Raw genomic sequence first — 10,832 nt, 5'->3', positions numbered from 1 at the left:
GGGGGCTCTGTCGTACCCAGGTTGATCCACTCCGCCAGCCGCGTTGATCTCGGCCACGTGCCCGGTGTGACCTCGGGGGCGCGAGTGGCTCAGACCGCGAACTGGGCCTGAATCACCACGCTGGTGCCGCCGCCCTCGCGCGGCTGCCAGCGAATCTTGCCTTCGAGCTCACTGGCCACCAGGGTGCGCACGATTTGCATGCCCAGCCCCTCGCCCTCGCCGGCCTGGCGGAAGGCGCTGGCACCTGATTCTTCGATCACGGTGTCCCCCATGCCCCAACCGTCATCGCTCACGGTCACTTCGATGACGCGGCGCACGTCACCGTCGTCGTTGAAGATGTCCGGCAGACGGTCCACCACGAGTGACACGGTGCCGTCCCGGTCCTTGAGACCGTGCTGCACCGCATTGGCAGCCACCTCGTTGATGACCAGCGCCATGGAGGTCGCGCACTTGGACGGCAGCATGCCGAACTCACCGTGTACCTCCGTGCGCACGGTTTGCGTGGACGAGGCCGTTTCCACCGCGAGCTTCACCTGGTGCCTGATCAGCTCGTCGAAGTCGACGTCCTCCGAAATGTCGAGGGACAGGGATTCGTGCACGCGGGCAATCGAACTCACGCGCCGCATGGCTTGCTGCAACCCGTGCTTCGCCTCGTCCGAGGTCATGCGCCGGGACTGCAGCCGCAGCAAGGCCGAAACAGTCTGCAAGTTGTTCTTCACCCGGTGATGGATCTCGCGGATGGTGGCGTCCTTGGAGACCAGCTGCAGGTCCCGGCGCCGAAGTTCCGTCACGTCCCGGCATAGCAACAGAGCCCCGGTGCGGGAGGTTCCCTGGCGCAGGGGAATCGCACGGAGGGTCACGGAGACGTTGCCGGCCTCCAACTCACCGCGCCACGGCATGGTTCCGGCCAGTACGGGAGCAATTGTTTCGTCCACACCGTTGCCGCGCACATCCAGACTCCGCGCGATCGAGACGAGGTTCGCGCCGGTCACCTCGCCTTCGTGGCCCAGCCTGCGAAACGTGGAGAGACCGTTGGGCGAGCAGAACGCGACCCGACCGTCCGCGTCAAGGCGCATCATGCCGTCACCCACGCGAGGTGCGCCACGGCGTGAATCGCTGCGCACGGCAAAATCGGGCCATGTGCCTCGTTGGCCATGCGCAACAGGTCCTCCGCGGTTTCCCGGTAAACGGTCTCCATCTGGGACATCGGTCGTCCGAAATGTTGATCCAGGGTCATGCTGACCACCGCAATGGTGCGCTGATTACGCACCAACGGAACCACCAGGATGGACTCCGCGGGCTGAACCTCGGTTGCCTCGAGCTTGAAGCGTTCGATCCGCTGGTCGACCCACGCCGAACGCAACGGGGCGACGTCGGACGCGGGAATCGTCTCGCCCACCATGTCCTTGTGAAAAACGGTAGGCCCCGTGGTGGGGCGAGCGTGCGCCAACACCGTGAAGTCGCTATCCGGGGCAGGAATGGCCGTACCCGTGGGGCTGTCCTCGGCCGAGATCACCTGCTTGGGAAAACTCAGCAGCAGGTCCGCGAAACCCAGATCAGCCACGAGCTGCCAGTCCCCCACCAGCAAGTGCAGCCATTCGGCATCACCGGCGTCAAAATCCTCGATGGAACGCAGGGGATCCGTAAACGCCACGGCAGGTCACTCACTCTCAGGGGGACTTCAACGGCGCAACCACGCGCCCATTCGTTGTCCCAGCCTAGTCCCCGGTGCCGTCCCGGGTGAGGACGATTCCTCGACGACGTCGCCTGGGGACTCAGCGCGCGCACGGCCAGCCGCGCGATTTGTTGCCGCAGGGCACTATTGGCCGCAGACTCGGCGAGAACGGCCCCTGCCAGCAGCGCTTCGTCGCACGCCGCGGGATCCCAGTCGAGCGTCGAATCGATCCCGTGACCCGGTGAGAAACGGGCCCACGCTTCAGTCACGGAATCCGTGCTCGAACGCCCCACGGAGGCCTTGCGGAGTTTGTTGATGACCACGAGTAACTGTGCCGTAGGTGCGACCTCTGTCAGATCGGGCAGGGTCTTGACCAACCGCGGAATGCCCAGAGCGTCCGCGGCTCCCAGCACGATCATTGTGTCCGCCATCGCGCACGCGCTCAGTGTGGCCGCATTGCGGCGCGGAGCGACCGTGTCCAAGCTGATCTCCTCGTCGGATTCCAGGCTGAAGGATGTGTCGACAACGACCGCCTCATAGGCATTCCGGGCGTGCAGCAGCACAGTTTCCAGGGCTGCGGCGCGGACTTCCGGCCATCGGTCATGGCGTGTGAGTCCCGTGAGCACGTCCACCGAGCTGCCCGCCACCGAGACGCGCGTGGCGCAGCGGCGCAGTCCGTCGGAATCGAGTCTGCCTGATCCGCCAGACGGCAGGCCTGCGCCAAGCCGGCGGCTTCCTCGAGCATGCCCAGGCTCGCGGCAACGGAGGCCGCATAGGTGTCCGCATCGACCAGCAGAACCTTGGAGCCATTCAGCGCCAGTTCGACCGCCACGTTCAAGGCGGTAAGGGTCCGGCCCGGCGCTCCCATGGGTCCCCACACGGTGATGATCCGACCGGGTTGACGTTTCGGCGACGTTTTCTGCTCCGCGGGTTGTGGCTCCCGGTCACGCGTGGTTGGTTCGTCGGATGCTTGCCGAGTCCGGTCGGAATCCGCCGCGGCACGGGGGTGATCGTCCGGATGGGAATGGCCGCGGTGGGAGGCCACGGGATCGGGAGAATCCACACTTCCTCGATGAGTTCGGTGACGTCATCCCCGGTGGCTCCGGCCGGAACGATCGTGACGCCGAGTGCGGCCAGGCGGTTCTCATCGTGACCGGCGAGCACCAGTACCCGCACTGAGCTGAGAGTCAGCTGTTCCAGCAAGCTTGCCGTCAGTTCCTCCGCGCCGTCGGCGATCAGCGCCACCCGTGCCATCCCCGTGTGAGCGCACGCGAGAAGTTCGGAGAGGTCCAGGCACCTCCGGACCACGGTTACGGAGCCGTGCTGCCTCTCAATCTGGTCGACCAGCGGCCACGTGTCCGTGCCCAGGGTCACTACCGAGATGCTCACGAGTCACCACCGGTGGGGTTCAGCACCAGGGTGACCTTGGCGCTGTTCCCCAAGGCATCAACGAGCGGTTCGACCTGAGCCGGTGTGGCGAGCACGTGCACCGTGGTGCCGGTGGAACTCCCCAGTGCTGAATTGGTGGTGTCGATCTTGGAGATTTCCGCACCGGGTACCAGTTTGCGAGGTTTCTCGTAGCCCCGTCCGGAGGCCTTCTGATCGGCGACCCACACATCTACGCGCGAGCCGGCTCGAGCCTCTGCAGGCAAGGGTGTTTCCAGAGCAATACCCACCGGGCTGCGATCCAGCTCGTCCGCCGTGCCCACGGCGTTGGTCGGAACCAGCTGCCCCTTGGGAACGCGCTGCACCAGGACATCGTTGTCCTTCAGATCCGTTTCCGCGGACACGTATTGCTGTGAAGCGTCCTGCAGCCTGACGTCCACCGGCACCAGATCGTCCTGTGTGACGCGCTGCCCCACTGACAAATCCTGCGCGGCCACGTAATAGGGTTCCGTGCGATTCAACGCCGAAATGAGTAGGACCACGGCCACGATGGACGTGAGCACGAGCAACAACCCGACCATCAGTCGAGGGTCACGCCACGTCGGTTTCTTGAACCGCTGGGCAGTTGCAGAGTCGTGCTGCGAATCGCTGGACATGGAATGTTCCCTTCCCCCGGAGTGATCCGGCCCCCACCGAATCCTTCATGAGTGTGCACTGTGAATCGCACCGGAGGAAATCAGGTTGCGAAACATGTGGACATCTTGAGGTGTGCGACCCGTCAGTACGGACCATGTCTGTGCATAACCTGCCGCTTCTCAACGATCCGTGGGACACTGGACGTCATCAAACTGCATCAAATCACTTGAGATGAGGCGAACCGTTCCATGGCGCAGCAACGTTTTCTCACGCTGTCGGATGTTTCCGAGATCCTGTCGATCTCGGTGGCACAGGCGCGCGCCATGGTTCGTTCGGGCGAACTGCCTGCGATTCAGGTGGGCGGGCGTGGTCAGTGGCGCGTTGAGACGCAGAAGCTCGAGGAATACATCCAGAAGGGATACGAGCGCACCGAGCAGGCCGTGCGCGAAGGATCGATCGGCTGACTCATGCCTTATCCGGCGAGGAAATCAACGCGACCGACCCGAAAGGCACCGTCCGTACGGCCTTGACCGCCGCGCGGCGTCGAAATTGGTCGTCAGGGTGCAAGGCCAGGTCGAAGAAGTCGTGACCCACCGCGTCCAAGGTGCCTTCCAGATCGCCTCGCGATGACGGGTCCAGCAGCAGTACTCGAACGTGCGCCCGGGACGCCGCCAGCGCACGGAGGACATGCCCCATCCCCAGTTTTCGCAGCACCGCGCGCTCGTTGATGATTTCAAAGCGGCGGTGCAGACCCTCCCACCACACCACGGAATGCAAGGGCACCAGGTGCTGGAAGTACCGTTCCCGGACGACGGCCCAGCCTGCGCCGATATCGGTCAGCTCCCCCTCGAGCACATCGCCGTGCGCAGGTAGCAAGCGCACCGTGTGATTCCGGTGAGCCGAAAGTCGTTCGGCCAGCGTGAGCCGCGACAGTTCCGCCCTGGCCGTTTCCGCCGCTTCGAGTTCCACACTGCGTTGCTCGGCCTGCGCCAGCTGCGCTTCCATGTCCGCAAAGAGTTCATCCCAGCGCACGGTCTCCCCCTGATGATCCCGATCCGGCGACCCCTGAGCGAGGCCGCCGTGTCGAATCAGTACATCACGCTGCACGGCATCCGAATGTGACGCATGTTTTTCATGCACACACATCCATGCTTGACGTTCATCACTTCCCCCTGAATGATCTAAACATCACCAAATGATATCAAACGACATGATTAGGGGTCCGGAGCCATGAAACGAGCTCAACATTCTGAGACGGGAGCCATGGCACCTCGCGTTGAGTTCGCGCTGACCGCCTGGATCATCCCGCTCATGTCGGGTGTGCTCATCACACTCGGATGGACCTGCTGGAGCGGTACCGTGACGGCCTGACTTCCATGAATGCGGATCTCGCCGTCGCTCTCACAGCCGCCGTGGCAGGTGTACTCTTGGCGGCCTGGTGGTTCGGCGGCATGCTGATGCTCGCGTGTGCCGCTGTGGCACGTCGGCTGGAGTGGCAACGCATGGAGCGTTGGGCCACTCGGCTCACCCCGCGACTCATCGTTCGGACCGTGGGCGCCGTGGTCGGAATCCACCTGGTGACCGTCTCCGCGGCCCATGCGACCGAACCTGTCAACCCGTTTTGGTCGGATTCCGAGAACGGTGTCAGCCAGGTCGACCACAGCGAGCCGGCAGCATCTGTGGAGGTTCCATCGGATGACGCGTCCGGGCCGTCTTCTGAGACAACCTCGGAGGCGACTCCCGAACAAGCGCCGCCCCGCGCTGAGCAGTCCGGGTCCCACAACACCTCGCCGTCCCCGGCTGTCTCTGACATTCCCGCTGCCGCCGGCCCCGCGGCCTCTGCAACCGGGTCTGCCGACCTCGCCGCGCCTTTGCCCGCACCCGATGCCGTTCCCGCGCCGCATCGCGTGGCCGACTCGACCTTGACCGTCATTCAGGGCGACACCCTGTGGGACATCACCGGGCAGTTTCTGGGGCCGCAGGCCACCCCGGCCCAGATCGCCGCGCAAACGACCACGTGGCTGGAGCACAACGACCTCGAATCCGGCGGAGATCTCATCCGCCCCGGGGACCAGTTGCAGGTTCCACCGCATCTGCTTGAAATACCCGCCAGCGCATTGCCCACCGAAGGAGCCTCGTCATGAGTGTCGCCACATCAATTTCCGCACCCCAACCTCCTTCGGGCGGATACACCTGGCGGGCGGACACGTCTCGCGCAGGATTGACCCATAAGAACGATCTGGAACGCGTGACGGCCATGGCCAGGAGTCTTGCCCAGGCCGCCGTCGAGATTCTCGGCGGTACGCGCCCCGCCTCGCAACTGGCTCGATGGACCACCCCGGACGTGGTGGAACGCTTTGAACAGCGCGCGGCGATGCTCCGCTTGGTTCAGGAGCAGTACCGGGATCGCGCATCACTCTTCGAGGTCCATAAGGCCCCTCGCGTGCGCAGGGTTCGGGTCTGCTCCCCCGCGCCGAGTGCTACGAGGCCTCCGTGGTGATCGAGGAATCGACCAGGGCCAGGGCCGTTGCCCTCAGGATCGAACGGATCAACCGCCAATGGCGGGTGGTCCATCTTGAAGTCGGATGAGGGGCCGTTACTCGCCTTGACTCCCCGAGACGCACATATCCCCGAATCGGAACGAGGGCGGGCGCACACATCATGTGTGCCGCCCGCCCTCGTTCGACTTCCAGAACTACTTGCGGGAACCTTCTTGGAGCTGCCACCCTTGCGGGCGCGACGTCGAGCGCGGTTCTCGGTCGGCTGGGAGCTCTCATCTGCGGCGTCAGTGCCCTCGGCCGCCTTGGCAGCCTCTGCACCCTCACCGACCGGAGTCTGGTGATTGTCCTTCGCCTCAAGACGGGCCATCGGCTCGCCGTCCTCGTTCGGCGCGGAGTACTGCAGGAACGCCGGACGCTGCGGTCGGGCCATCTCCACCTCGCCACCGTCCTGCCCGGTGCGCTGGCGCCGGACTTCCAGGTGGTACATGGTGACCACGGTTTCCTCGCGGATCGTGTCCATCAGGCCCTTGAACATTTGATGGCCTTCACGCTGGTACTCGACCAGCGGGTCACGCTGGGCCATGGCACGCAGGCCAATGCCCTCCTTGAGGTAGTCCATCTCGTAGAGGTGCTCAGGCCAGCGGCGACCGAACACCGAAAGCAGCACGCGTCGCTCCAGGTTGCGCATGGCCTCGGAGCCGAGTTCGTCTTCGCGTTCCTGGTAGACCAGCTTGGCATCGGAGAGGATCTGCTCTGTCAGGAAGTCCGCGGTCAGGCGGGGGCGTCCACCGGCCTCGTCGATGATTTCCTTCTGGGTCAGCGTGATGGGGTACAGCTCCCGCAGGGCCTCCCACAGTCCGTCCAGGTCCCAGTCCTCGGAGTGTCCCACGCGGGTGCGGTCCTCGATCGCGGTGGTGATGACCTCTTCCACGAACTGCTGGATCTGCTCGGCAATGTCATCGCCCATGAGGATCCGACGGCGGTCGCGGTAGACCACTTCGCGCTGACGGTTGAGCACGTCGTCGTATTTGAGCACGTTCTTCCGCTGCTCGGCGTTACGACCCTCCACCTGGTTCTGCGCGTTGGCAATGCCGGAGGTGATCATGCGGCCGGTGACCGGAACGTCGTCGGGCGCGACCGCCATGAGGCGCTGCGCGACGGCAGGGTTGAACAGGCGCATGAGGTCGTCCGCGAGTGACAGGTAGAAGCGGGATTCACCCGGGTCGCCCTGACGGCCCGAACGGCCACGCAGCTGATCATCGATACGACGGGACTCGTGACGCTCGGTGCCCAGCACGTACAGGCCGCCCAGTTCGATGACTTCTTCGTGCTCGGCCTTGGTGGACTTCTCGTAGTGCTCGAGAACGGCGGGCCACTCGGCCTCGTACTTCTCCGCGTCGCGCTCGGGGTCCAGCCCCTTCTGCTCCATGGCTTCGACGGCGTCGAATTCTGCGTTTCCGCCCAGCATGATGTCGGTACCGCGACCGGCCATGTTGGTGGCCACGGTCACGGAGCCCTTGCGACCCGCCTGCGCGACGATCGCTGCTTCACGCGCGTGGTTCTTGGCGTTGAGCACCTCGTGCCGCACACCGCGCTTGGCCAGCAGTTTGGAGAGGTACTCGGACTTCTCCACGGAAGCCGTACCCACGAGCACTGGTTGGCCCGTGGCATGGCGCTCTTCGATGTCGCGGACCACGGCGGCGTACTTGGTGGCCTCGTTCTTGTAGACCAGGTCGCGCTGGTCGATGCGTGCCATGCCCTTGTTGGGCGGAATGGGCACCACGCCGATCTCGTAGGTGTTCATGAACTCGGCGGCCTCGGTCTGGGCGGTACCGGTCATGCCGGAGAGCTTGTCGTAGAGGCGGAAGTAGTTCTGCAGGGTGATCGTGGCCATGGTCTGGTTCTCGGCCTTGATCTCCACACCCTCCTTCGCCTCGATGGCCTGGTGGATGCCCTCGTTGTAGCGGCGCCCGGCGAGCACACGACCGGTGTGCTCGTCCACGATCCGCACCTCGCCCTGGGCCACGATGTAGTCCTTGTTCGCGTGGAACAGTTCCTTGGCCTTGATCGCGTTGTTGAGGAAACCGATCAGCGGGGTGTTCTGGGACTCGTAGAGGTTGTCGATGCCCAGGTAGTCCTCGACCTTTTCGATACCCGGCTCGAGCACACCCACGGTGCGCTTCTTCTCGTCGACTTCGTAGTCGGTGTCCGCCTTGAGGTTGGTGACCATCTTGGCGAATTCCTTGTACCAGCGGTTGGCTTCACCAGAGGCGGGACCGGAAATGATGAGCGGAGTACGGGCCTCGTCGATGAGGATGGAGTCCACCTCATCCACGATGGTGTAGTGGTGGCCGCGCTGGACGAGCTCGTCCTTGCTCCAGGCCATGTTGTCGCGCAGGTAGTCGAAACCGAATTCGTTGTTGGTGCCGTAGGTGATGTCCGCGGCGTACTGCTCGCGGCGGGTTGCCGGATCCTGTCCGGCGAGGATCACGCCGGTGTCCAGCCCCAAGAAACGGAACACACGGCCCATGAGGTTCGCCTGGTACTCGGCCAGGTAATCGTTGACCGTGACCACGTGCACGCCCTTGCCGCTCAGAGCGTTGAGGTAGGCGGGTGCGGTGGCCACGAGAGTCTTGCCCTCACCGGTCTTCATTTCCGCGATGTTGCCCAGGTGCAGTGCCGCTCCGCCCATGAGCTGGACGTCGTAGTGTCGCTGCCCCAGGGTTCGCGACGCCGCTTCACGCACCGCCGCGAAGGCTTCCGGAAGCAAACGGTCCAAGGATTCGCCGTCTTCGATGCGCGCTTTGAACGCATCGGTTTCAGCCCGCAGCTCGGCGTCGCTGAGCGCCTTGAAGCTGTCTTCGAGGCTGTTCACGGCGTCCGTGTAGGACCTCAGTCGCTTCAGGACCTGCTTATCCCCGGTCCGAAGGACTTTTTCCAGGAATGACGCCACGTGTGTTCGCTCCTCAATTGTGGACGGTGGTGCACCGCCGATCAGTGTACGTGAGTCCGGCTGGATGAACTCGGGATAGTGCGGCAAAACACCGGGCCCCGCGCTGGCTGGAAGCCGCGGGGCCCGGTGGTAACGGTTGAACCGTCAGATGTTACTGAACTTCTCAGACGCTGGCCTGAGGCTGGTAGGCGCGGGCCTGCTCTTCTGCGGCCGTACCGTCCTTGCTGAGGCTGATCACGCCGTACTCCCAGCCCTTGCGGCGGTACACCGCGGAGGGTTCCTGGGTTTCTTTGTCCACGAACAGGAAGAAGTCGTGTCCGACCAGTTCCATCTGGTCCACGGCCTCGTCCACGCTGAGCTCGTCAGCGGGGAAACGCTTGCGACGGATTTCCACCGGGGTGGGGGTGTCACTCAGCGCGTATTCATCGCTGAAGGCCTCATCCTCGGCGGCGGAGAGTTCTTCCTCGCTGGCCGGAGCCGGAAGTCCCTCACTGGGCAGTACCGGCAGAGAACCGGTGGCCTCGTGCACCGCAATGGGGCGTTGGTGTCCCCCGCGGTGAATTTTGCGACGGTCACGGGCCCGACGAAGCTGTTCGATCAGCTTGGCGTAGGCCTCGTCGAAAGCGGCGAACTTGTCGTCGCTGCGTGCCTCTGCACGCACCACGGGGCCGCGGCCGATCACCGTGATCTCCACGCGAATGCCTTGGTGTCCCGATACTCCGTTGTCTTTGGTGACCTTGACCTCGATGGTCTGCACCTTGTCACCGAGCTGCGCAAAACGCTCGCTCTTCTTCTCCGCGTATTCTTTGAATCGCTCCGGCACCGCAACGTTTCGTCCTTGGACGTTCAGTTCCATGAGACCCTCCAAATCTTGAGGATGACGCGGGATAGTGCTGCTCCCACACGGGATACATTTGTTCCGTTCCCGTAATCCAACGTTAGTTCAAACTGTGGGGAAATTCACTTACATGTGACCCAGTCGTGGTGGAATCAGCCCCCGGTGAACACCCGGCTCGGACGGTAGCCAGAACCACGATTCCTGGCACGTACGCACCCGCCTCCCGCAGCACCGTGACAGCCTCCGCCGCGGTTGCGCCCGAGGTCATGACGTCATCGACCACGACACACGTTGCACCACGCACGCCCACCGCGCGCATGCTTCCCTTGATGGCTCGCGCTCGATGGGCCACATCCAAGCTTTTCTGTGAACTCGCCCCGAGTGGTGCCCGGTGGCGGTGCTCAAGGCCGGTATGAATTCGAGTCTCGGCCGGGAGTGAAGCGCGCGACAGCACCTCCTGAACCGGGTCGAACCACCGTTTCCACCGAGCCCGCGTGGACGTGGGCACGGGCACCCACAGCAGCGGACCAGACGCCGGGGCCACGTCCTGGGCGGCCCGCAGCAGCACTCCGGTCAGTACGGTGGCCAGTGTCGGAGCGAGATCCGTGCGCCCACCGTTCTTGAACGACAGCAAGCACGAGGCCAGTTCATGCTCGTACGGACCCGCAGCCCACACGCTGACCTCGGCCGCCGCCAGGCACGCGGGGCAGCCACTCGGCCGGGACGCACCGTGGAGCGGCGCAACATCAACCGACAGCCCGGCACCATCGTGTCCCCGGTGCCTCGCAGACCGCGCAACTCACGGCAGCACCACGTCCGACGCCGCCGCGGCCCAGTTCCACA

General features: G+C 64.3%; 10 protein-coding genes and 1 pseudogene. 3 read left to right on the top strand and 8 right to left on the bottom strand.

The annotated features are described in order from the left end of the window. Positions 1 to 89 precede the first annotated feature (89 nt). From YO9_RS0112230 to YO9_RS0112220, 4 genes and pseudogenes are all read right to left on the bottom strand, one after another. Positions 90 to 1,636: pseudogene (locus YO9_RS0112230) on the bottom strand (sensor histidine kinase). Next, positions 1,531 to 2,322: a CpaE/TadZ family protein gene (locus YO9_RS0112225; RefSeq protein WP_223286504.1), complete on the bottom strand. Its 792-nt coding sequence runs from the start codon at positions 2,320 to 2,322 to the stop codon at positions 1,531 to 1,533. Before YO9_RS0112225 ends, YO9_RS0112230 begins: the two are co-directional and overlap by 106 nt. A gap of 187 nt (positions 2,323 to 2,509) precedes the next feature. Then, positions 2,510 to 3,064, bottom strand: a complete 555-nt coding sequence (locus tag YO9_RS18440; protein ID WP_223286503.1) for a hypothetical protein — start codon at positions 3,062 to 3,064, stop codon at positions 2,510 to 2,512. Next, positions 3,061 to 3,717, bottom strand: a complete 657-nt coding sequence (locus YO9_RS0112220; RefSeq protein WP_016997754.1) for an SAF domain-containing protein — start codon at positions 3,715 to 3,717, stop codon at positions 3,061 to 3,063. The genes YO9_RS18440 and YO9_RS0112220 overlap by 4 nt, the downstream gene beginning before the upstream one ends. A gap of 228 nt (positions 3,718 to 3,945) precedes the next feature. Between YO9_RS0112220 and YO9_RS0112215 the strand changes: the two genes are divergently transcribed. After that, positions 3,946 to 4,161 (top strand): helix-turn-helix domain-containing protein, encoded by a 216-nt coding sequence (locus YO9_RS0112215; protein WP_016997753.1) that lies wholly within the window; start codon positions 3,946 to 3,948, stop codon positions 4,159 to 4,161. Between the two features lies 1 nt (position 4,162). Here the strand turns inward: YO9_RS0112215 and YO9_RS0112210 are convergent, their stop codons facing one another. Then, entirely contained in the window at positions 4,163 to 4,804 is a 642-nt protein-coding gene (locus tag YO9_RS0112210; protein ID WP_016997752.1) for a hypothetical protein, read from the bottom strand. 269 nt (positions 4,805 to 5,073) lie between these two features. On the opposite strand from YO9_RS0112210, the gene YO9_RS0112200 reads away from it, so the two are divergent. Both YO9_RS0112200 and YO9_RS20120 read left to right on the top strand, forming a co-directional pair. After that, the gene (locus YO9_RS0112200; protein ID WP_016997750.1) at positions 5,074 to 5,841 is read left to right on the top strand and encodes a LysM peptidoglycan-binding domain-containing protein; all 768 of its coding nucleotides are present in this window, start codon (positions 5,074 to 5,076) and stop codon (positions 5,839 to 5,841) included. Next, complete coding sequence (locus YO9_RS20120; RefSeq protein ID WP_317259825.1) at positions 5,838 to 6,197, top strand: Rv3235 family protein; 360 nt, start codon at positions 5,838 to 5,840, stop codon at positions 6,195 to 6,197. The genes YO9_RS0112200 and YO9_RS20120 overlap by 4 nt, the downstream gene beginning before the upstream one ends. Here the strand turns inward: YO9_RS20120 and secA are convergent. The 3 genes from secA to YO9_RS0112185 form a co-directional block, all read right to left on the bottom strand. Further along, complete coding sequence (gene secA, locus YO9_RS0112195; RefSeq protein WP_472973949.1) at positions 6,086 to 9,151, bottom strand: preprotein translocase subunit SecA; 3,066 nt, start codon at positions 9,149 to 9,151, stop codon at positions 6,086 to 6,088. The genes YO9_RS20120 and secA overlap by 112 nt on opposite strands. 163 nt (positions 9,152 to 9,314) lie before the next feature. Next, a complete protein-coding gene (hpf, locus tag YO9_RS0112190) occupies positions 9,315 to 10,007 on the bottom strand; it encodes a ribosome hibernation-promoting factor, HPF/YfiA family (protein ID WP_016997748.1) in 693 nt (230 codons plus the stop codon). A gap of 82 nt (positions 10,008 to 10,089) precedes the next feature. Next, positions 10,090 to 10,665: a ComF family protein gene (locus YO9_RS0112185; protein ID WP_016997747.1), complete on the bottom strand. Its 576-nt coding sequence runs from the start codon at positions 10,663 to 10,665 to the stop codon at positions 10,090 to 10,092. Positions 10,666 to 10,832: the final 167 nt, after the last annotated feature.

The organism is Kocuria atrinae C3-8 (assembly GCF_000286355.1).
GTDB lineage: Bacteria > Actinomycetota > Actinomycetes > Actinomycetales > Micrococcaceae > Kocuria > Kocuria atrinae_A.
This window is presented reverse-complemented; position numbering and strand designations above follow the sequence as displayed.